The following is a 20,635-nucleotide window of genomic DNA, read 5'->3' on the forward strand; positions in this document are numbered from 1 at the left end:
CTGGAGGGGTGGAGACCCTTTCCCCGGCCGAGCGGTACGCGATCTCGCGCGAGCAGCGCCGCAAGCCCCGACTCGCCGACTTCGCCTCGCGACTGAAGTTCGACCTCGACCCCTTCCAGCAGGCCGGATGCGCCGCGCTCGACGAGGGGCGCAGCGTGCTCGTCGCCGCGCCCACGGGCGCCGGCAAGACCGTGGTCGCCGAGTTCTCGGTGTTCCTCGCCATGCAGGAGGAGAAGGCGAAGGTCTTCTACACGACCCCGATCAAGGCCCTCAGCAACCAGAAGTTCCAGGAGCTCGCCGACGAGTGGGGCGCCGACCAGGTGGGCCTGCTCACGGGCGACACCAACGTGAACTCCGGCGCGCGCATCGTCGTCATGACGACCGAGGTGCTGCGGAACATGCTGTACGCCGACTCGCCGCTCCTCGACCGCCTCGCATACGTCGTCATGGACGAGGTGCACTACCTCGCCGACCGGTTCCGCGGCGCGGTGTGGGAGGAGGTGATCATCCACCTCCCCGAGGAGGTGCGACTCGTCTCGCTCTCGGCGACCGTGTCGAACGCCGAGGAGTTCGGCGACTGGCTCCAGGCCGTGCGCGGCGACACCGACGTGATCGTCTCCGAGGAGCGGCCGGTGCCGCTCGAGCAGCACGTGCTCGTGAAGGGCAAGCTCCTCGACCTGTTCGACTCGTCGGGGCTCGCCGCCACGAATCGGGTGAATCCCGAGCTGCAGCGCCTGGCTCGCACGGGCGGACGGTCGATCTCATCCCGGTCCGCCCGGGGACGACGCGGGAGCGACCGCGGCCGCTTCCACCAGCAGGGCCAGCCGAGCGGTCGGATCGAGCGGCCCGACGTCGTCGAGCTGCTGCACGGCAAGCACCTGCTCCCGGCGATCGTGTTCATCTTCTCGCGCGCGGGCTGCGACCAGGCCGTTCGCCAGGTCCTCCGCTCCGGCATCCGCCTCACCGACGCCGAGGAGCGCGACGAGATCCGCGCCATCGTCGAGGAGCGGGCCCGGATGCTGCGCGACGAGGACCTCGCCGTGCTCGGGTACTGGGACTGGATCGAGGGACTCCAGCGCGGTGTCGCGGCGCACCACGCGGGCATGCTGCCCGCCTTCAAGGAGGTGGTCGAGGAGCTGTTCCAGCTGAAGCTGCTGAAGGTCGTCTTCGCCACCGAGACGCTCGCCCTCGGGGTCAACATGCCGGCCCGGTCGGTCGTGCTCGAGAAGCTCGAGAAGTTCAACGGCGAGGCCCGCGTGCCGATCACGCCGGGGGAGTACACGCAGCTCACGGGCCGCGCCGGACGACGCGGCATCGACGTGGAGGGCCACTCGGTCATCCAGTGGGCCGACGGGCTCGACCCCGAGGCCGTCGCCGCGCTCGCGTCGCGTCGCAGCTACCCGCTGAACTCGAGCTTCAAGCCGACCTACAACATGGCCGTCAACCTCATCGACCAGTTCGGACGCGAGCGCACGCGCCAGATCCTCGAGCTGTCGTTCGCGCAGTTCCAGGCCGACCGCGCGGTCGTCGACCTCGCCCGCACCCTGCGCAAGCAGGAGGAGTCGATGACGGGCTACGAGGAGGCCATGCGGTGCCACCTCGGCGACTTCGCGGAGTACGCCGCCATCCGGCGCCGCATCGGCGAGCTCGAGCGCCAGTCGTCGAAAGGCAACCCCACCCACGCGCAGCGCGAGCGGATGCAGCGGGAGCTCGTCGCGACGCGCAAGCAGCTGCGGGCGCATCCGTGCCACGGCTGCGCCGAGCGCGAGCAGCATGCGCGCTGGGCCGAGCGGTGGTGGCGCCTCAAGCAGGAGCACGACCAGCTCTCGCGGCAGATCCGCACCCGCACGGGCCAGGTCGCGAAGCGGTTCGATCGCGTCACCGAGGTGCTCGAGCAGCTCGGCTACCTCGAGCGCGACGCAACGGGATCGCTGGTCTCCACGTCGGCCGGACGCATCCTGAAGCGCATCTACGGCGAACGCGACCTGCTCGTCGCCGAGTGCCTGCGGCAGGGGTTGTGGGACGGCCTCGACGTGCCGTCGATCGCCGCGATGGCCGCGGCGCTGGTGTACGAGCCGCGCCGGGACGACCGGGGCGTCGACTACCGGCTGCCGCGCGGCCGCTTCCGGGCGGCGTTCGAGGCGACCACCGACGTGTGGAGCCGTCTCGACGACCTCGAACGCGATCACCGGCTCACGGGCAGCGACCAGCCGTCGCCCGCGCTGGCGCTGGCGATGCACGCCTGGGCGGGCGGCGCGGGCCTCGGCACGGTGCTCGACGACACCGAGCTTGCGGCCGGCGACTTCGTGCGCCTGACCAAGCAGGTGGTCGACCTGCTCGACCAGATCTCGATCGTGGCGGACGCGGAGCTCGGCGCCGCCGCGAGGGCGGCCATCGACGCCGTCCGACGCGGCGTCGTGGCGTACGGCTCGGTCGCGTGAACGGCCGGGAACGTCGCCTAGGCTGAGCTGGTGCCCGAGAACGACCCGCGTCCGCTGCTGCCGTTGTGGGTCGCACTCCTCGCGGCGATCGCCGGGGGGCTCGTGTACGACCTCGGGTTCCCGGGCGCCGGCATCTGGCCGCTCGCGTTCGCCGGCATCGCCCTCGCCCTCCTCAGCCTGATCGGCCGCAGCGGATGGTCGGCCGCGCTCGTCGGCCTCGCATTCGGGCTCGCGTTCTACCTGCAACTCGTCTCGTGGACGTCCCTGTACCTCGGACCCGTGCCGTGGCTCGCGCTCTCGATCCTCGAGTCGCTCTTCGTCGCGGGCGGCGCCGTGCTCATCACGCTCGCGTATCGCTGGGTGCCGCGGGCGAGCTCGTCGCGGTGGCTGCGCCTCATCTGGCTCCCGCTCCTCGTCGCGGGCCTGTGGTGCGTCCGCGAGGCCGCGACGGGCACGTTGCCCTACGGCGGGTTCCCGTGGGGTCGGGCCGCGCAGAGCCAGTCGGAGAGCCCGCTCGCCGGCGTGGTGTCGTGGGTCGGGTCGACCGGCCTCTCGTTCATCATGGTCGCACTCGTCGCCGGGATCATCGAGTGGGTACGACTGCGCGGCTGGCAGGACCTGCGCTCGGCGGTGCCGGTGGCGGCGCTCGCGCTCGTCGCGCTGCTCGTCCCGGCCTGGCCGACGACGGCCGCGGGGGAACTCCGGGTGGCGAGCGTGCAGGGCAACGGCCCGGCGGGCTACTTCGACGAGCGCGCCCCCGGCGACGTGCTGCAGGCACAGCTCGACGCGACCGAGCCGATCCTCGGCGAGCCGGGCATCGACGTGCTGCTCTGGCCCGAGGGCGGGTCGGACATCGACCCGACGCGAAGCCCCGACGTCGCCGACATCTTCGACGACCTCAGCGAGCAGCTCGATGCGCCGCTCGTCCTCAACACCGTGACGACGCGCGACGACGAGTTCTTCAACACGTCACTGCTCTGGCGGGCGGGGGAGGGCGTCGTGGACAGCTACGACAAGCGCAACCCGGTGCCGTTCGGCGAGTACATCCCCGATCGTGCGTTCTGGGAACCGCTCGCACCCGACCTCATCGGCCTGATCCAGCGCGGCTACACACCGGGCACGAACGCGCCCGTCTTCGACCTCGGCACGGCGGTGACCGGACTCGCGATCTGCTTCGACGTGATCTACGACGAGCTCATCTGGGAGGGTGCGCGCGACGGCGCCCAGCTGTACATGTTCCAGACGAACAACGCCGACTTCAACGGGACGGACGAGAACGAGCAGCAGCTCGCGATCGCGCGCCTGCGCGCCATCGAGACCGGCCGGTCGGTCGTGAACATCTCCACGGTGGGCACCAGCCAGGTCATCGACCCGACGGGTCGCACGATCGACGCGCTGCCGGCCTACGAGCCGGGCGCGATGGTCACCGACGTCGAGTTGCGCGAGGGCCTCACGCCGTCGGTCGTGCTCGGCGGCACGGTGCCGCTGCTCATCGTCGCGGGATCGCTCGGCGGCCTGATCGCCGCGGGCGTCATCGCTCGGCGGCGTTCACGCCGCGACGTCGTCGATGAAGCGGACGGCGAGGGCTAGGCGCCGATCTTCTGCTGGCCGCGACGGGCGCGCAGGTAGGCGAGGCGCTCCTCGAGAAGCTCCTCGAGCTCGGCGCGGGTGCGGCGCTCGAGCAGCATGTCCCAGTGGGTACGGGCGACCTTCTCGCCGGAGCGGTCGATCTCGACCGGCTTCGAGTCGACGAGGAGGGTCGCGGCGGCGCCGCAGTAGCGGCACTCCCAGCTCTCGGGGAGCTCCGCCTCGGTGGAGAACGTCATCACGGTCTCGCGACCGCACGTCTCGCAGCGGTACGTGTAGTCGGCACGGTCGGCGAAGACCACGCCGTCCTCACTCTGCAGGCTCTGGGCGCCGATACGCATGCCCCGAAGGCTCCGGTCCGCCATGGCGTACTCCTCTCGATCGTCTACAGGTATAAACGACCAAGCTGGGCATTCCCTTGCCACCGACTGGGGGATTGCCGGGGAATTCTCAGGAACGTGCCTCGACGAGGGGCAGCGCGAGGTCGGCGCGGTCGGTCACGAGCCCGTCGACGCCGAGATCGAGCAGCCGCATCATGATCGACGGGTCGTTCACCGTCCAGACGTGCACCTCGAGGCCGGCGCGGTGGGCGCGCTCGACGAACGCACGCGTGACGACCCGCAGCGGTCCGATGCGCTCGGGCACCTGCAGCGCCACCGCTCCGCGCACCGCCCGCCTGAGCGACGCAGGCCCGAACGGGCCGGCGATGAGCGAACGGATGACGCCGGCGCGGCCGGGGGAGCTCACCGCGTCGACGACGAGGCCCGCGGCACGGCGGCGCCGTCCGTCGGTGAAGCTCGTGAGCAGCACGCGGGACGCCGCCCCCGTGCGCCGGAGCGCGGCGACGGTGGGCGCGAGTGCGCCCTCCACCTTGACGTCGACGTTGAACCGGGTCTGCGGGAAGGCGTCGAGCGCCTCCTCGAGCGTGCAGTAGCCCTGACCGTGCCCGAGGTCGATCCGGCGGAGCTCGTACGTCGTGAGGTCGGACACCCGGAGGTCGTGTCCGGCGACCCGCCGCAGGCTCGGATCGTGCGAGACCACGGCGACGCCGTCATGCGACACGTGCACGTCGGTCTCGAGGTACGCCGCCCCGATCCCGACCGCCTTCGAGAACGCGAGCATCGTGTTCTCGGGCGCCTCGAGCGCGAGTCCGCGGTGCGCGAGCACGCGCGGCGCGGGCGGTTCGAGATAGGTCGAGGCCACGCGGCTCAGGGCTGGTCGGGTGACGGCGCAACCGAAGGTCGCGTCGTCGCGGCATCCGTCGACGGGGTCGCGGCGGCCGCGGCATCCGTCGCCCCGCCCTGCGAGGGCGTGAACGCCTTGCCGATGCCCTTCAGCGCCTCGGTGAGCTCGCTCGGGATGATCCAGAGCTTGTTCGAGGCGCCCTCGGCGAGCTGCGGCAGCATCTGCAGGTACTGGTAGCCGAGCAGCTTCGGGTCGGGGTCGCCCTTGTGGATGGCGTCGAACACCGTGAGGATGGCCTCGGCCTCGCCCTGCGCGCGCAGGACCGCGGCCTTCGCGTCGCCCTCGGCCTGGAGGATCGCCGCCTGCCGCTGCCCCTCCGCGGTGAGGATCGCGGACTGCTTCGTGCCCTCGGCGGTGAGGATGAGCGCGCGACGGTCGCGCTCGGCGCGCATCTGCTTCTCCATCGAGTCCTGGATGCTCAGGGGCGGGTCGATCGCCTTGAGCTCGACCCGGGAGACGCGGATGCCCCACTTGCCGGTGGCCTCGTCGAGCACGATGCGCAGCTGGCCATTGATGTTGTCGCGGGAGGTGAGCGCCTCCTCGAGGTTGAGCCCGCCGACGACGTTGCGCAGCGTCGTGGTCGTCAGCTGCTCCACCGCACCCAGGTAGTTCGCGATCTCGTACGTGGCCGCCCGAGCGTCGGTGACCTGGAAGTAGACGACGGTGTCGATCGAGACGACGAGGTTGTCCTCGGTGATCACCGGCTGCGGCGGGAACGACACCACCGTCTCGCGCAGGTCGACGAGCGGGCGGAGCCGGTCGATGAACGGCACCAGCAGATTCAGACCGGGCGTGAGCGTCTTGTGATACCGGCCGAGTCGCTCGACGACCCCGGCGTAGGCCTGCGGGATGATGCGGATCGATCGCGCGAGGACGACGATCACGAAGATGGCGATGGCCGCGACGACGACCACGCCGATGATGGTGGAGACTTCGATCACTGGGGAGTGCTCCTCTCAACGGGCACGACGACGGCGGTCGCGCCATCGATGCCGGTGACGAGCACGCGCTGGCCGACCGCGACATCCAGCTGCTCGGTGATGGGGGAGAGGCGGGCTGTCCAGATCTCTCCATTCTGGAGACGAACCTGGCCGCCCGACGGCGTGACGGTGCGGACGACCGACCCGTCGGCCCCGATGAGCGCATCGATGTTGCTTCGGGTCGGGTCGCCGCCGCGCCGCAGCACCCGAAGCAGCGGCGGTCGCAGCGTGAGGATGAGCGCCACCGCGACGACCGCGGCGATGATGAACTGCGCCCACCACGGGATGCCGAACAGGCCCGAGAGCAGGCCCGCGACACTGCCCAGTGCGAGCATCAGGAACGTCATCTCGAGCGTGAAGACCTCGATGGTCGCGAACACGAGGATCAGGACGAGCCAGACGATCCACGCGTACTGGGTCAGCACATCCAAGTCATGGTCTCCTTCGCACGCGTTCCCCGCTTCGAAACTAGCAGGGCGGATGCCCCGGCGGGTGAGTTGATAGTCTCGGTTCGGCGCATCGCCAGGACCTGTCGGTCCGTCCCAGAAGCCACGAGGAGTCCTCGCCGTGACCAACCCACTCGCCCCCGGATCGCTCGACGGTCGTGTCGCCCTCGTCACGGGCTCCTCGCGCGGAATCGGCGCCGACACCGCCCGGTACCTCGCGGCCGCGGGCGCCGCGGTGGTCGTCAACTACCGCAGCAAGGCGCCGCGCGCCGACAAGGTCGTCGCCGAGATCACCGAGGCGGGCGGGAAGGCGATCGCCGTAGGCGCCGACCTCACCGACCCCGCCTCCGTGGCCGAGATGTTCGAGCGCACCGTCGCGGAGCTCGGCCCCATCGACATCCTCGTGCTGAACGCCTCCGGCGGCATGGAGTCGGGCATGGGCGAGGACTACGCGATGCGCCTCAACCGCGACGCGCAGGTCAACGTCGTCGAGGGCGCGCTGCCGCACCTCGCCGAGGGCGCGCGCATCGTCTTCGTCACCAGCCACCAGGCGCACTTCATCCGCACCACCCCGACCATGCCCGAGTACGAGCCCGTCGCGCTGTCGAAACGCGCCGGCGAGGACGCGCTGCGGGCGAAGCTGCCCGAGTTCGCGGCATCCGGCGTCGAGTTCGTCGTCGTGTCGGGCGACATGATCGAGGGCACGATCACCGCCACGCTGCTCGAACGCGCCAACCCCGGAGCGATCGCCGCGCGCCGCGAGGACGCGGGCCGCCTCTACAACGTGTCGGAGTTCGCCGCCGAGGTCGCGGCCGCGGTCGCCGAACCGATCCCGGCCGACAACACCCGACTGGTCGGCGACACCTCGGGCTTCGCGCCCGAGAGCTGAGCCCCGCCGCACGATGAAGGCCGGTCGCGGAGCGCTGATGCGCTCCGGACCGGCCTTCGTCGTCGGACGCCGCGAGGCTACGCGGTCGCAGCCGCTCCGCCCGCGCCACGACCGAACGTGAACGCGCGCACGATCTGGATGATGCCGAGCACGATCAGCGCGATGCCCGCGATGACGAACAGCACCACGGCGCCCCAGAGCGGCGAGAACAGCACGATGATGCCGGCCACGACGCTCAGGATGCCGAAGAAGATCGTCCAGCCGCGCGACGGCGAGTCGCCCGACTGCACGAGCGCCACGACGCCCTCCACGATCCACAGGATTCCGATCAGGATGCCGAGGAAGACGGCCAGGGCGGCGGCGGCCGTCTGGACGTTGAACAGGGCGATGACGCCACCGATGAGGAACAGCAGGCCGAGGATGATGTCGAGCGTCCTGGCGCCGCCCGAGATGCCCTTGGAGAAGATGCCGAGGCCCAGGTAGGCGAGTCCGGCGATGATGAAGTAGATGGCCAGGATGACCGTGAGCACGAGCGCCGAGTTCTTCGGCCAGAACGTGATGAGGATGCCCACGATGAGCGCGACGACCCCGCTGATGCCGAGGGTCGCGCGGACGGTGTTGATGGCGGACTTCGACAGGTTCGCTGAGTCGAGCGAGAAGGCGGCGAAGACCGTACTGGACTGCGGCGTCGACATGGAATGTCCTTTCTGAGGCGACGACTGAGGGGCGTTGCAAGCGTCAGGCTATGCCTCGACGACGCCTGAGCGTCGGATGTGAGTGCGCGCGTCCTCCCGTGTCGTCGCGTGACGGGGAGTATCGGAGCGCCGCGATCGGCATCCATCCGCGGCCATCGGCGCACGTCGGCGCCCGGATGCCGCGTGGTCAGCCGCCGTCGGGGCCGAACAGGCCCTTGCCGTGCTGCTCGATGAAGTCGTGCGCCTGGCGGAACGTCGTGGGCAGGGGATCGCTCGTGCCCGCGTGGGCGCCGAGCAGCCCCATCAGGCCCCGTCCGGGCGGACTCAGTGGACGGTCGTCGTCGCCGGGCGGGACCGGATCCGACTCGGGGTTCCGCGGCGTGTACTGGGACAGCGTGTGCGGCCAGGTGCTCGGCTGGCGCGGCTCGGTGGCCGTGAGCGCGTCATCGAGCGTCGGGGCATCCGCGTCTCGTGCGGTCAGCGACTTCAGCTGGTACTTCTTCGCCAGCGTGCTGATGACGGTGCCGTGGTGCGCCGGTGAGTTGATCACGCTTCCGGCTTGCACGTAGGCCGAGATCGCGATCACGGGGACGCGGAGTCCGAGCCGGTCGAAGGTGAAGTCCATCTCGCCAGGTCCCGAGTCGTCGGGCGGTGTCGCCGAGGGCGGCGCCACGTGGTCGTAGGTGCCGCCGTGCTCGTCGAACGTGACGAGCAGCATCGTGTTGATCGCGTTCGAGCCGTCGGCGCTGCCGCCGTCGCGGACCGCCGAGTACACCCGGTGCAGCAGCGCCTCGCCCGCGCGCACATCGGAGATCGCGCCGCCGGTCACCTCCGCCCCGTCGACGTCGGTCTGGTCGACCGTCCCCACGGGCGGATGCATGTCGTTGTGGTCGTACACCATGCGCGGCTCCACGAACGCGTAGGCCGGGAGGGTCCCGTCGGCGCAGGCCTGGTAGAACGTGCTCATCGGGAAGAAGCGGGTCTTCCAGTACTGCTCGAGCACCGGCTTGTGGATGAGCCCCGTCATCGAGACGTGCTGCGAGTCGTCGTAGTAGACGGCCCACGGGATGCCGGCGTCCTCGAGGCGGTTGAAGATCGTCGGCGACGCGACCTTCTTGCTGTGCCACTTCTTGTAGCCGCCGTTGTCGTGGTTCGTGACGAACCCGTGCGACGTCGACGCATGGAAGAACGATCGGTTGCAGAACGTCGGGCCCGGCACCCCGCAGTGCCAGTGGTCGAACACCCCGAATCCCTGCGCGAGGGCCGAGAACACCGGGAGCATCTCGGGCGCGAAGGCGCCCATCGCGGCGGCGAGCTCGTCGGGCTTCGGCGCGCGGCCGTGCTCGGTCTGGAAGTTGTTGGCGTAGTCCTTGACGAAGCCGTTCATCGTCGGGGTGGCGCCGTCGGAGGGCGCGTTGTAGGGCTTCTTCATCTTCGCCACCGGTTGGTGGGCGTTGCCGGCCGGATGCACCGTGCCGAACAGTTGCGTGTTGACGTGCGGGTAGTCCTCGCCGGGGTCGGGGCGCGGGCTCGACATGATCTCGTCGGTCGAGCCGTCGAACGGATGCGCCGCCACCTGCTTCCCGTCATGGTCGGGATTGCTGTACTCGCCCTCGACGAGTCCGGCGAACTGCTGCCCGGCCGGCACCTGCCCGGCGGCGTAGAGGTAGCCGAAGAGGTTGTCGAACGACCGGTTCTCGAACATGACGACGACGAGGTGGTCGAACCCGGCGCCGGCGGCGCGCGGGGGGAGTGACGCCGGCGGTGCGGCGGTCGACGACGCCCCGATGGAGTCCGACGATGTCGGGCCCCCGCTGAACCCGCCCGCCGCCGCGGTGGCGGCGGCGTACCCGGCCGCACCGCCGACCACGGCACCGGTGGCGGCGGCCCCACCCAGGCGCAGGAAGTCGCGTCGGGACGGCCCCGCGGCATCCGGGTCGAGCTTCGGATCGCCGGGCTTCGCGTCGTCGGTCATCGCCACCTCGCATCCCGTCCCGGACCACCATCACGCGAGCGGGACAGATCCAACGTAGCCCGCGACGGCCCCGATCAGGCGGTCTCGTCGCCCGCCGATTCGAACGCGGCCGCGAACCGCAGTTCGCCTCGTGGGGCCGGACCGCGGAAGACGATCCGCTGCACGAACGCGACGTCGAGCGACCGATAGGTCAGCAGGCCGTCGCTCTCGAACCCCATGCCGCGGTAGACGGCCGGGTTCCCGATGAGGGCGCAGCCCCATGCGCCCTCATCGCGGAGCTGCTGCAGCCCGATGCCGATCAGGGCGCTGCCGATCCCGCGGCGCTGCCGATCGGGCGCGACCGAGACCGGTCCGAGACCGAACCAGCCGTCGGATGCCCCGTCGATCGAGACGGGCGAGAACGCGACGTGTCCGATGATCACGCCGTCCTCCTCCGCCACGAGCGAGATCGTGAGGTCGCCGTCCCCGCGCAGGGAGCGGACGATCGGCGCCTCCGAGCCGTCGCTGAACGGCATGGGCTCGAACGCGGCGAGCGTGAGCTCGTGGATCGCGTCCTCGTCGCCGGGTTGCTCGGGTCGTATGCGCACCTCCGGAGCCTATCGACGCGGTCCGGCGCAGTCGCCGCCATCTCGCCCTCGGCGGGTGGGCATCGTCGGCGGGGCGTGGAAGAATCGCGCTCGTGAACAGCAGCCCCGCTGACGAGCAGCGCCTGCGAGACCTCGCCCTGCTGCGGCGCGTCCGCGACCGGATGGACCGCGAGTACGCGAAGCCGCTCGACGTCGATGCGCTCGCGCGGGGCGTGAACATGTCGTCGGGGCACCTGAGCCGCGAGTTCAAGCGCGCCTACGGCGAATCGCCATACAGCTACCTGATGACCAGGCGGATCGAGCGGGCGATGGCCCTGCTCCAGCGCGGCGACCTCAGCGTCACCGAGGTGTGCTTCGAGGTCGGCTGCTCCTCGCTGGGCACGTTCAGCACCCGGTTCACCGAGCTCGTCGGCGTGCCGCCGAGCGTGTACCAGCGCGAGGCGCGCACCCCGGCCGAGGGCGTGTCGTCCGTGATGGCGGGGGTGCCGTCGGTGCTGGCGAAGCGGGTGGCGCGACCGGTCAGGAATCGAGAAGCAGCCGCAGGAGGGCAGCAGTAGCGTGGCGCACATGGACATCACGATTCAGTACACCTTCCTTCCGCACACGGATCCCGAGGCGTCGCTCGGCTTCTATCGCGACGTCCTCGGGTTCGAGGTGCGCAACGACGTCGGGTACGAGGGGATGCGGTGGATCACCGTCGGCCCGTCCGGCCAGCCCGGCACGTCGGTCGTGCTCTATCCGCCGACCGCCGACCCCGGCGTCACCGAGGACGAGGGCCGGACCATCGCCGAGATGATGGCGAAGGGCACCTACGCGAGCATCGTGCTCGCGACGACCGACGTCGACGGGACGTTCGAGCAGGTGCAGGCCAGCGGCGCCGAGGTCGCCCAGGAGCCGATCGACCAGCCCTACGGCGTGCGCGACTGCGCGTTCCGCGACCCGGCGGGCAACATGGTGAGGATCCAGGAGCCGCGCTGAGCACTCCCGGCTCCGATCCGAGGTCCTGCACGGACGCTGCCGTGCAGGACTTCCCGCACGTCCCAGACCACGCCCACCGCTTGGAGCACCGATGACGATCACCACGACCGACGACGCGACGAACGGGTCGCACCCGGCCGACCGCCACGACCTCATCCGCGTGCAGGGCGCGCGTGAGAACAACCTGAAGGACGTCAGCGTCGACATCCCGAAGCGGCGGCTCACCGTGTTCACCGGCGTCTCGGGCTCGGGCAAGAGCTCGCTGGTGTTCCAGACCATCGCCGCGGAATCGCAGCGCATGATCAACGAGACCTACAGTGCGTTCGTGCAGGGCTTCATGCCGAGCCTCTCCCGTCCCGACGTCGACGTGCTCGACGGCCTGACGACGGCGATCATCGTCGACCAGGAGCGCATGGGCGCGAACGCCCGGTCGACGGTCGGCACCGTGACCGACGCGAACGCCCTGCTGCGCATCCTGTTCAGCCGCCTGGGCCGGCCGCACATCGGCTCGCCGCAGGCGTTCTCGTTCAACATCCCGACCGTGCAGGGGAGCGGCGCCATCACGGTGGAGGGCGGCGAGCAGAAGTCGATCGACTTCACCCAGCTCGGCGGCATGTGCCCCCGCTGCGAGGGCATGGGCACGGTCTCCGACATCGATCTCGGTCAGCTCTTCGACGCGACGAAGTCGCTGAATCAAGGGGCGATCACCGTGCCCGGCTACACGGCCGATGGGTGGTCGACCCGCCTGTACGCGGAGTCGGGGTTCTTCGACGGCGACACCCCGGTCGAGCGGTTCACCGAGGCCGAGCTGCACGACTTCCTCTACAAGGCGCCGACGAAGGTGAAGATCAACGGCATCAACCTCACCTACGAGGGTCTCGTGCCCAAGGTGCAGAAGTCGATGCTCTCGAAGGACCTCGACGCGATGCAGCCGCACATCCGGGCGTTCGTCGAGCGGGCCGTGACCTTCGCAGCGTGTCCCGAGTGCGGCGGCACGCGGCTCGCCGAGGGCGCTCGCTCATCGAAGATCGACGGCGTCAGCATCGCCGATGCGTGCGCCATGCAGATCAGCGACCTCGCGGAATGGGTGCGCGGCCTCGACCAGCCGACCGTCGCGCCGCTGCTCGCGAACCTGCAGCAGCTCGTCGACTCGTTCGTCGAGATCGGGCTCGGCTACCTCTCGCTCGACCGGTCGTCGGGCACGCTGTCGGGCGGCGAGGCGCAGCGCACGAAGATGATCCGGCACCTCGGGTCGTCGCTGACGGATGTCACGTACGTCTTCGACGAACCGACGGTGGGCCTGCACCCGCACGACATCCAGCGCATGAACGACCTGCTGCGGCAGCTGCGCGACAAGGGCAACACCGTGCTCGTCGTCGAGCACAAGCCCGAGGCCATCGAGATCGCCGACCACGTGGTCGACCTGGGCCCGCTCGCCGGCGCCGCCGGCGGCGAGATCGTCTTCGAGGGGACGGTCGACGAGCTGCGACGGAGCGGCACGCTGACGGGCAGGCACCTCGACGACCGCGCCGCGCTGAAGGCTGGGATCCGCACGCCGTCGGGCGCGCTCGAGGTGCGCGGAGCCGACGCCAACAACCTGCAGGGGGTCGACGTGGATCTCCCGCTCGGCGTCCTCACCGTGGTGACCGGCGTGGCCGGGTCGGGCAAGAGCTCGCTGATCCACGGCTTCGTCTCGGGTCGCGAGGGCGTCGTCTCCATCGACCAGGGGGCGATCCGCGGATCGCGCCGCAGCAACCCGGCCACCTACACCGGCATGCTCGAGCCGATCCGCAAGGCGTTCGCCAAGGCCAACGGCGTCAAGCCGGCGCTGTTCAGCGCGAACTCGGAGGGCGCGTGCCCGAACTGCAACGGCAACGGCGTCGTCTACACCGACCTGGGTCCCATGGCGACCGTCGCATCGGTGTGCGAGGTGTGCGGGGGCAAGCGGTTCGACGCCTCGGTGCTCGACTACAAGCTCGGCGGCCGCGACATCAGCGAGGTGCTGGGGATGTCCGCGGACGAGGCGGAGGAGTTCTTCGGCGCGGGCGAGTCGCGCATTCCGGCCGCGCACGCGATCCTCCGGCGGCTCTCCGACGTCGGGCTCGGCTACCTCACGATCGGACAGCCCCTCACGACACTGTCGGGCGGCGAGCGGCAGCGCCTGAAGCTCGCGGTGCACATGGGGGAGCCGGGCGGCGTCTACGTGCTCGACGAGCCGACGACCGGCCTGCACCTCGCGGACGTGGAGCAGCTGCTCGGCCTGCTCGACCGGCTCGTGGACTCGGGCAAGTCGGTCATCGTGATCGAGCACCACCAGGCGGTCATGGCGCACGCGGACTGGATCATCGACCTCGGGCCGGGAGCCGGCCACGACGGCGGACGGATCGTCTTCGAGGGTACGCCGGCCGACCTCGTCGCCGCCCGGTCGACCCTCACCGGCGAGCACCTCGCGGACTACGTCGGCGCCTGAACGCGCTCGGCGGGCTGCCCGGCGACCGCCGCCGCGAAACGCAGGGGAGACAGCGTCGAGAAGTCGGAGCATACTGGCGGACGGGCGCTGCCCGGACGATCATGGGCAGGCCCTCGAATCGGGGGAGGACGATGATGTCCGGGTATCGGAAGCTGCTGGCGGTCGGAGCGGGGCTCGGGATGCTGCTGGTCGGGGCCGTGGCGGCACCGGCGGCGGCGGACCCGCCGAATGACCCCGAGGTCATCCGAGTGCAGATCTACTCGGTGCGCTATGAGGGGCTCTGGGCCAACGCCAGGTTCAGCGGAGCATGCCCGGCGGACTTCCCGTACCTCACGGACAAGAAGTTCTCGAACGACCGCATCCTCCCGTTGGGCGTGATCATCGACACGGCGTCCTCCGTCGCGACGCTCGTGGTCGCGACCTCGTCGGAGCGCAGGATCGAGGGGAGGAAGGAGTTCGTCGCGGTGAAGTCCGTCGAGGGCTCCTTCACGAACTGGGGCATCGGCAGCGGGACGTTCACCGTCACGCTCGAGTGCACGAGCAACTGGAAGAAGGCTCGGATCGAGGGGTCGGACCGCTGAGCCCCGGTCGTTCATGACGGTCGAGCCCGGCCGGCCTTCGGGTCGGTCTGCGGGTCGGTCTGCGGGTGATGGGGCGCAGCATCCTTCGGCAAACGCTTTCCCAATGATCAACGCCGGACAGGGGAGTGGGCGCCCTATCGTGGGGAACGTGACGGATTACGAGGTCCTGGAGATCGGCGGGCTCGACGACTGGCGCTCGCACTACGGCGGATTCCGACCCGAGAGCTCGCGTGGCGGCCGACGCGTCGTGGATCACGAGCTCACGATGCAGTACATCGGCGTGACGGCGAATGCGCTCGAGCCCGGCGAGGAAGCCGGTTACTGGCACCGGCATGCGCGTGTCGAGGAACTGTACGTGTTCCTCGGCGGTCGCGGCCAGATGGGCCTGGACGATGATGTGGTCGACGTCGGCGCAGGAACGCTCGTGCGGGTCGGACAGGGCGTCTGGCGCACGTGGCGCTGTGCGCCCGACGGCTCCGAGCAGTTGCGCTGGTTGTGCATCCGGGCCGGCGGCACCGAGCTGCCGGAGTTCCCGGACGACTCGGAGCGGGCCGTGGATCGGCCGATGCCGTGGTGAATCGACGGTGAATCCGCCGCGCGCCGATAATGCACATTATGTCGGTTTGCACGTCCACCACGGTCTCCACCACGGTCCCCCTTTGCAGAGACGTGTCGAAAGCGTGGAGAACGGTTTCAGTCAGCTCGTTGCGTCGGTGCTGCCGGCCACGGCGCGCTCGATGACGTCGACCACGTCCTGCGGGTTGGTCTGCATGACCAGGTGCGGCGCCTCGAGCTCGGTGACATCGGCGATGCCGGCGCGCGTGTAGCCGAAGCGTTCGACGTCCGGGTTGATGGTGTGGTCCGCCGCCGAGACGATCCCCCACGCCGGCTTCGTCTTCCATGCGGCCGCCGGCGCCGCTTCTTCGAACACCGAAGCGGCCAGCGGGCGTTGTGAGACGGCGAGGACTTCGCTGACCCGCGGGTCGAGGCCTGCAGCGAAGATCCGCGGGAACGCGTCGATCTTCACGGAGACGTCGGAGCCGTCCTCCTGGCCAGGGATGGGGAACGGCGAGAAGACGAGGTTCGCGATGAGTTCCGAGTCAGGGAAGCCGCCTTGCAGCTTCGAGATGGTCTCGCCGGCATCCAGGGCGTAGCCGGAAACGTAGACGAGTCCGACGACGTTGGCAGCCTCGCCGGCGATCGTGGTCACCGCGCCGCCGTAGGAGTGCCCTGCGAGGAGGACCGGGCCATCGATGTGCTCGACGAGAGCTCGGAGCGATGCGGCGTCGGCAACGAGGCCTCGCATGTACAGGGGCGGCGCGATGACGGTGTGGCCCCGATCGAGCAGAAGGCGGGTGACGGGTGCCCAACTGGCGGCGTCGGCAAAGGCGCCGTGGACGAGGACGATGGTTGGAGTCGGCATGGCATCTTCTCCTATAACGTTGGAAGTGCTTGGCAGGTTAGGCCCCGCGCACCCTGGGCGGCAAGCGAATTCCGCGTGAACGGTCCTCCGTGCGAGGCCGGCGCTGTGAATCGGGCCGACCCGAGCCGGATCGGACGGCCGACGTCGCAGGTGTCTCCCCCACGCGGACGCACGGCGCACCGGCTCCGCGAGCGCGTCAGTCCCAGAACTCGGCGATCCGCGACGCAAGCGCTCGGCCCTGGTCGTAGCCGGCTCGCGCAGCGGGCAGTCGCAGGGACGGATCCATCGCGTTCGGGCCGAACAGTTGCTCGGCATCGCGCTCGGGGATGATCGTCTCGACGCGGCTCCCCTGCGCGTGAAGCTCGTCGACCTGCGTCGCGAGATGCGTGCCCCAGGATTCCGGCGTCAGGGACTGTCCGCCGAACGGTGCGAGCACCAGCACCCGTGCGTACCCGAGTGCGAGGTCGGCGTTCTCCGCGTTGGATCGGAAGCCGCCGTCGATGTATCCGCGATCGCCGATCCGGTAGGCGGCGCCGCTCGAGCAGCTCGCGGCCACGGCATCCACGAGGTCGACGCCGCTCTCGCGGTCGAACGCGACCGGTTCACCGGTCTCGGCATCCACGGCGGTGATGAGGATGCTGCGTCCTGGCCACTCCGGACTCGGCAGACGCGACGCGACGGTGGCGCGCCACTGCGGCTGCCGGGAACCGCCCGATGCCGCCTCCAGTTCGAGCGCCCTCGCGCCGACCTTGCGGCGCAGGTCGGCCTGATCCGCGGCGGAGGCGATGAGCGCACGCATGCGATCCAGGTGGTCCGACACCGCCCCGACCGAGCCACGCGCGTGTTGCGGCCCACCCCCACCCGGCCGCGGCTGGCGGTCAGCGGCCAGGATGGCGGCGAAGAGTTCGGTCGGCGTCGCGCCGGCCACCTGCGCCGCGGCCGTCGATCCGGCCGAGGTCCCGATCGTCAGGTCGGCGTCGGTCACGTCGACGCCGGCCTCGAACAGGCCGGCGAGGACCCCGATCAGCCATGCATTGCCGGTCGATCCACCCCCGCCGAGGACCAGGGCGGTGCGGGTGGGGTGCGCGGAGACGTCGTCGGAGGTCGGCTCCGCGTGGAGCTGAGAGGAAGGAGTCATGGTCGTCGCTTTCTGGGAGAGCAGTGCGGCGCTCCCCGCGACGCTGCGTCAGTCGCGCGATCGTGAACTCGAAGGAGCGCCCGGAATGGACGTTGCGTGCATCGGGCTCACCTCCTCGACTCGTGTCACGTTCCCATGAAGCCTACCGCTTGCGGCCCGGCGCGGCGACGGTCGACAGCAGGTCCGGGATGTTCCGCGCGCACGCTATCTGGGGCACGATCGAATCGGACCGCGATCATCGGGTGCAGGCCCGCGCGCTCCGGCAGGCTGGGTGTCGAAGGAGGAACCGTGATCGCGATCCTCAACCGCGTCGTCGACGTCGTCGAGGACCACCTCACCGACGACCTCGACGTCGCAGGCCTGGCGAGCAGCTTGGGCACCACGGAGTACCACGTCCGGAGGATGTTCTCGTCGCTCGCCGGGATGCCATTGTCCGAATACGTCCGGCGGCGCCGCATGACGGTCGCCGCTGCCGACGTGCTCGGCGGCGGCGACCTGCTGGGCATCGCGGTCCGCTATGGCTACGGCTCGACCGAGGCGTTCGGACGGGCGTTCCGGGCGGTGCACGGCGTCAGCCCCGCCGACGTGCGCCGAGACGGCGGTCCCCTTCGCATACAACCGCAGCTCAGGTTCCGCCTGACCGTCGAAGGGAACACCCGCATGGACACGCGCATCGCCGACCGACCGGCCTTCCGGCTCATCGGCCACGCCGCACGAGTGCCGCTCATCCATCACGGCGCGAATCCGCGCATCCAGGCGCACATCGCCGCGCTGCCCGCAACGGAGCACGCGCGACTCAAGACGCTCGGCGACACGGAACCGGCTGGGCTGCTCCAGGTGACCGACGACGTCGACCCCGACTCCGTCGAGGGCACCGAGTTGACCTATCTCCACGGCGTCGCCGTGGGCGCCGACGCGACCGCCCCCGACGACCTCGACGCGATCGAGGTACCGGCCGGCACCTGGGCGGTGTTCCGCATCGCCGGTCCGTATCCGTCCGCGCTGCAGGCGACGTGGGCCGCGACGGCGACCGACTGGTTCCCGTCCAATCCCTGGCGGCTGCGCGAAGGACCATCGATGGTCGCAGTGCTCGAGCGCTCCCCCGACTTCAGCACGGCGACGTGCGAGCTGTGGCTGCCGGTGGAGCGAGCGGAGTAAGCCGAGCCTGCCGCTTTCGGGCCCCAGAGCATCCGACCTAGGCGCGCTCGGCCTCGGCTTCTTCGCGCGCCTCGCGCTCCGCCTCCTCGCGGGCCTGACGTTCCTCGTACTTCTCGAGCCGCCGCCCGGTCGCGGGCATGCCGAACTCGTTGAGCGGTCCGTTGGCGAGCGGCTCGGGAAGCCGCTCGTCGGTCGGGCACTCCATGATGACGTTCCCGTTCGTCTCCTCGAACGCATGCGAGGAGATCGGCTGCCCGCACACCGGGCACGGGCGCGAACGCAGCTCCTGCTCATCGACCGGCGGCGAGTCGTCGACGAGCGGTGTCGTCGTGAAGATGGGCTCGAGCGCATTGTCAACCCGGACGAAGAATCTGGAGAAGGCGTTGCCGTCGCCTGAGCGAGCCGCCGCGTCGCGTGTCATGGGCCCGATGGTACGCCCGCTCCCCCGAGGCACGCCAGCATCCGCGCCGCCTCGTAGGGTGGTGGCATGCACACGGATGCCGCGAACCGACCGGTCACGATCGTCACGGGCGGGAGCCGCGGCATCGGCGCCGCCATCGCCGAACGGCTCGCCGCCGACGGCCACGACCTCGTCCTCACCTACCGGGAGCGCGCCGACGAGGCCGAGGCGGTGCAGCGCGCCTGCGAGGCATCCGGTGCCCGTGTCCTGCTGCTCCATGTCGACCTCGCCGACCTGGATGCCGCAGCCAGCGTGGTGCCCGCGGCCGTCGAGCACTTCGGCGCCGTCACCGGCCTCGTCAACAACGCCGGGATCACCGGCCGCATCGGGGGCTTCCTCGACGGGTCGATCGACGAGTCCGAGCTGGTCTTCCGGATCAACGTGCTCGCCCCGATCGTGCTGACCCGCGCGGCGATCGCCCACATGGCGACCGACCGCGGCGGCGCGGGCGGCTCGATCGTCAACATCTCCTCGGGCGCCGCGACCACCGGTGCACCGAACACCTACATCCCCTACTCCATGAGCAAGGCCGCGCTCAACGCGCTCACGACCGGTGCCTCGAAGGAGTTCGGCCCCGTCGGCGTGCGCGTCAACACCGTCTCCCCCGGCACCACGCGCACCGAGATCCATGCGGCGGCCGGTCGTCCGAACGCGCCCGACGAACGTGCGCCCGGCATCCCGATGCGCCGCCCCGGCGAGGTCCACGAAATCGCGGGCGCGGTCGCCTACCTGCTGTCGCCGGACGCCTCCTACACCTCGGGCGCCGACATCAGGGTCGCCGGCGGCAACTAGGCGACCATACGAGAACGTCCGTTCTCTTTTTGGAGAGAGCCCCCTCTCCCTGCGGAACGGACGCGTCAGGCCTCGCCGAATCCCGACTCGGCCAGCGTGGCGATCGCCTCGACCGCCGCGCCGCCCTCGGGATCGTCGCTCGCGATCTCGACCGTCGCGCCCTTCGTGAGCCCGAGCGACATGATGCTGAGCAGGCTCTTCGCGTCGGTCCCGTTGACCGTGACCTTCGGCCCGAACGTGCTCGCGAGCTTCACGAGCTCGGCCGCCGGGCGGGCGTGCAGGCCGTCGGAGTTCACGAGCGTCACCGTGCGCGAGTGGGCGTGAGCGGATGCCACGGGCGCGGTCGCACTCGCCTCCGCCTCCTGCGCGAGCTCGATGTCCGCCGCCCCGGCGCCGGCGCCGCGCGCCGACTCCGCCGCACTCACCACCTGCGCGAGGTCGTCACCCGACTCCGCAGCCACCGCCGCGGCGACCCCGCCTTCCACGAGCGGCGCATCCACGATGCGCACGCGCTCGCGCGTCTCGTCGTCGAGGAAGTCGAGCGCCGTCTCGGTCGTGAGGATCGCCGAGCCGAGATCGCACAGCACCACGACGCCGACGCCCGAGTCCGCCTCGGCGATGCCGGAGCTCACCAGGTCGAAGCTGGTGCCGATGCGGCCGTCGTCGGTGCCGCCGGCGGCCACGAGGGCCGCCGACGGCGCCATCTGACGGGCGAGCTCCACGAGGCCCTCCGCGATGCGCGCGGAGTGCGAGACGAAGACGACGCCGACCTTTCCCGGAGTCGCCACCC

Annotated in this window: 21 protein-coding genes; 10 read left to right on the plus strand and 11 right to left on the minus strand. The window is 70.5% G+C overall.

Annotation, left to right across the window (positions count from 1 at the left end; all coding sequences use genetic code 11):
* Positions 1-8 precede the first annotated feature (8 nt).
* Positions 9-2,441 (plus strand): DEAD/DEAH box helicase, encoded by a 2,433-nt coding sequence (locus tag ACWGO8_RS17840; RefSeq protein WP_452044302.1) that lies wholly within the window; start codon positions 9-11, stop codon positions 2,439-2,441.
* 30 nt (positions 2,442-2,471) lie between these two features.
* Entirely contained in the window at positions 2,472-4,031 is a 1,560-nt protein-coding gene (gene lnt, locus ACWGO8_RS17845) for an apolipoprotein N-acyltransferase (protein WP_452044303.1), read from the plus strand.
* Here the strand turns inward: lnt and ACWGO8_RS17850 are convergent.
* The 4 genes from ACWGO8_RS17850 to ACWGO8_RS17865 all read right to left on the minus strand — a co-directional run bounded on the left by ACWGO8_RS17850 (position 4,028) and on the right by ACWGO8_RS17865 (position 6,678).
* The gene (locus ACWGO8_RS17850) at positions 4,028-4,393 is read right to left on the minus strand and encodes an RNA polymerase-binding protein RbpA (protein WP_376954697.1); all 366 of its coding nucleotides are present in this window, start codon (positions 4,391-4,393) and stop codon (positions 4,028-4,030) included. The two genes, lnt and ACWGO8_RS17850, sit on opposite strands and share 4 nt — an antisense overlap.
* An 85-nt stretch (positions 4,394-4,478) precedes the next feature.
* Complete coding sequence (locus tag ACWGO8_RS17855) at positions 4,479-5,231, minus strand: glycerophosphodiester phosphodiesterase family protein (protein ID WP_452044304.1); 753 nt, start codon at positions 5,229-5,231, stop codon at positions 4,479-4,481.
* A 5-nt stretch (positions 5,232-5,236) separates the two neighbouring features.
* The gene (locus tag ACWGO8_RS17860; RefSeq protein ID WP_452044305.1) at positions 5,237-6,214 is read right to left on the minus strand and encodes an SPFH domain-containing protein; all 978 of its coding nucleotides are present in this window, start codon (positions 6,212-6,214) and stop codon (positions 5,237-5,239) included.
* Positions 6,211-6,678: an NfeD family protein gene (locus tag ACWGO8_RS17865; protein ID WP_452044584.1), complete on the minus strand. Its 468-nt coding sequence runs from the start codon at positions 6,676-6,678 to the stop codon at positions 6,211-6,213. The genes ACWGO8_RS17860 and ACWGO8_RS17865 overlap by 4 nt, the downstream gene beginning before the upstream one ends.
* A gap of 142 nt (positions 6,679-6,820) precedes the next feature.
* Here ACWGO8_RS17865 and ACWGO8_RS17870 point away from each other — a divergent pair, with 142 nt between their 5' ends.
* Positions 6,821-7,588, plus strand: a complete 768-nt coding sequence (locus tag ACWGO8_RS17870) for an SDR family oxidoreductase (protein WP_452044306.1) — start codon at positions 6,821-6,823, stop codon at positions 7,586-7,588.
* Between the two features lie 77 nt (positions 7,589-7,665).
* Here the strand turns inward: ACWGO8_RS17870 and ACWGO8_RS17875 are convergent, their stop codons facing one another.
* The 3 genes from ACWGO8_RS17875 to ACWGO8_RS17885 form a co-directional block, all read right to left on the minus strand.
* The gene (locus tag ACWGO8_RS17875) at positions 7,666-8,283 is read right to left on the minus strand and encodes an HdeD family acid-resistance protein (protein ID WP_452044307.1); all 618 of its coding nucleotides are present in this window, start codon (positions 8,281-8,283) and stop codon (positions 7,666-7,668) included.
* Between the two features lie 187 nt (positions 8,284-8,470).
* Complete coding sequence (locus tag ACWGO8_RS17880; RefSeq protein ID WP_452044308.1) at positions 8,471-10,258, minus strand: alkaline phosphatase family protein; 1,788 nt, start codon at positions 10,256-10,258, stop codon at positions 8,471-8,473.
* Positions 10,259-10,332: 74 nt separating this feature from the next.
* Positions 10,333-10,845: a GNAT family N-acetyltransferase gene (locus tag ACWGO8_RS17885; protein WP_452044309.1), complete on the minus strand. Its 513-nt coding sequence runs from the start codon at positions 10,843-10,845 to the stop codon at positions 10,333-10,335.
* 92 nt (positions 10,846-10,937) lie between these two features.
* On the opposite strand from ACWGO8_RS17885, the gene ACWGO8_RS17890 reads away from it, so the two are divergent.
* The 5 genes from ACWGO8_RS17890 to ACWGO8_RS17910 all read left to right on the plus strand — a co-directional run bounded on the left by ACWGO8_RS17890 (position 10,938) and on the right by ACWGO8_RS17910 (position 15,451).
* A complete protein-coding gene (locus ACWGO8_RS17890; protein WP_452044310.1) occupies positions 10,938-11,402 on the plus strand; it encodes a helix-turn-helix transcriptional regulator in 465 nt (154 codons plus the stop codon).
* A gap of 10 nt (positions 11,403-11,412) precedes the next feature.
* Positions 11,413-11,823 carry a VOC family protein gene (locus ACWGO8_RS17895; RefSeq protein ID WP_376954687.1) on the plus strand — a complete coding sequence of 137 codons (411 nt, stop codon included), beginning with the start codon at positions 11,413-11,415 and terminating at the stop codon, positions 11,821-11,823.
* A gap of 91 nt (positions 11,824-11,914) precedes the next feature.
* Positions 11,915-14,293: an ATP-binding cassette domain-containing protein gene (locus ACWGO8_RS17900; RefSeq protein ID WP_452044311.1), complete on the plus strand. Its 2,379-nt coding sequence runs from the start codon at positions 11,915-11,917 to the stop codon at positions 14,291-14,293.
* Positions 14,294-14,427: 134 nt separating this feature from the next.
* Positions 14,428-14,874 carry a hypothetical protein gene (locus ACWGO8_RS17905; protein WP_452044312.1) on the plus strand — a complete coding sequence of 149 codons (447 nt, stop codon included), beginning with the start codon at positions 14,428-14,430 and terminating at the stop codon, positions 14,872-14,874.
* A 148-nt stretch (positions 14,875-15,022) separates the two neighbouring features.
* Positions 15,023-15,451: a cupin domain-containing protein gene (locus tag ACWGO8_RS17910; protein WP_452044313.1), complete on the plus strand. Its 429-nt coding sequence runs from the start codon at positions 15,023-15,025 to the stop codon at positions 15,449-15,451.
* A gap of 120 nt (positions 15,452-15,571) precedes the next feature.
* Here the strand turns inward: ACWGO8_RS17910 and ACWGO8_RS17915 are convergent, their stop codons facing one another.
* A complete protein-coding gene (locus ACWGO8_RS17915) occupies positions 15,572-16,297 on the minus strand; it encodes an alpha/beta fold hydrolase (protein ID WP_452044314.1) in 726 nt (241 codons plus the stop codon).
* A gap of 196 nt (positions 16,298-16,493) precedes the next feature.
* Positions 16,494-17,435 (minus strand): patatin-like phospholipase family protein, encoded by a 942-nt coding sequence (locus ACWGO8_RS17920; RefSeq protein WP_452044315.1) that lies wholly within the window; start codon positions 17,433-17,435, stop codon positions 16,494-16,496.
* Between the two features lie 288 nt (positions 17,436-17,723).
* Between ACWGO8_RS17920 and ACWGO8_RS17925 the strand changes: the two genes are divergently transcribed.
* Positions 17,724-18,593 carry an AraC family transcriptional regulator gene (locus ACWGO8_RS17925; protein ID WP_452044316.1) on the plus strand — a complete coding sequence of 290 codons (870 nt, stop codon included), beginning with the start codon at positions 17,724-17,726 and terminating at the stop codon, positions 18,591-18,593.
* A 37-nt stretch (positions 18,594-18,630) separates the two neighbouring features.
* Here ACWGO8_RS17925 and ACWGO8_RS17930 read toward each other — a convergent pair whose 3' ends face one another.
* Positions 18,631-19,014, minus strand: a complete 384-nt coding sequence (locus tag ACWGO8_RS17930; protein ID WP_376954679.1) for a hypothetical protein — start codon at positions 19,012-19,014, stop codon at positions 18,631-18,633.
* Positions 19,015-19,080: 66 nt separating this feature from the next.
* On the opposite strand from ACWGO8_RS17930, the gene ACWGO8_RS17935 reads away from it, so the two are divergent.
* Positions 19,081-19,845 (plus strand): SDR family NAD(P)-dependent oxidoreductase, encoded by a 765-nt coding sequence (locus tag ACWGO8_RS17935; RefSeq protein ID WP_452044317.1) that lies wholly within the window; start codon positions 19,081-19,083, stop codon positions 19,843-19,845.
* A 65-nt stretch (positions 19,846-19,910) separates the two neighbouring features.
* On the opposite strand, the gene dhaM is transcribed toward ACWGO8_RS17935, so the two are convergent.
* Positions 19,911-20,633 (minus strand): dihydroxyacetone kinase phosphoryl donor subunit DhaM, encoded by a 723-nt coding sequence (gene dhaM, locus ACWGO8_RS17940; protein ID WP_452044318.1) that lies wholly within the window; start codon positions 20,631-20,633, stop codon positions 19,911-19,913.
* Positions 20,634-20,635 lie beyond the last annotated feature (2 nt).

It is taken from the genome of Agromyces sp. NPDC055661, from assembly GCF_053618135.1.

Coding starts and splice junctions, on each gene's coding strand:
- ACWGO8_RS17850 (WP_376954697.1), bottom strand. CDS start 4,393: ATGGCGGACCGGAGCCTTCGGGGCATGCGTATCGGCGCCCAGAGCCTG.
- ACWGO8_RS17875 (WP_452044307.1), bottom strand. CDS start 8,283: ATGTCGACGCCGCAGTCCAGTACGGTCTTCGCCGCCTTCTCGCTCGAC.
- ACWGO8_RS17880 (WP_452044308.1), bottom strand. CDS start 10,258: ATGACCGACGACGCGAAGCCCGGCGATCCGAAGCTCGACCCGGATGCC.
- ACWGO8_RS17895 (WP_376954687.1), top strand. CDS start 11,413: ATGGACATCACGATTCAGTACACCTTCCTTCCGCACACGGATCCCGAG.
- ACWGO8_RS17900 (WP_452044311.1), top strand. CDS start 11,915: ATGACGATCACCACGACCGACGACGCGACGAACGGGTCGCACCCGGCC.
- ACWGO8_RS17905 (WP_452044312.1), top strand. CDS start 14,428: ATGTCCGGGTATCGGAAGCTGCTGGCGGTCGGAGCGGGGCTCGGGATG.
- ACWGO8_RS17915 (WP_452044314.1), bottom strand. CDS start 16,297: ATGCCGACTCCAACCATCGTCCTCGTCCACGGCGCCTTTGCCGACGCC.
- ACWGO8_RS17920 (WP_452044315.1), bottom strand. CDS start 17,435: ATGACTCCTTCCTCTCAGCTCCACGCGGAGCCGACCTCCGACGACGTC.
- ACWGO8_RS17930 (WP_376954679.1), bottom strand. CDS start 19,014: ATGACACGCGACGCGGCGGCTCGCTCAGGCGACGGCAACGCCTTCTCC.
- ACWGO8_RS17935 (WP_452044317.1), top strand. CDS start 19,081: ATGCACACGGATGCCGCGAACCGACCGGTCACGATCGTCACGGGCGGG.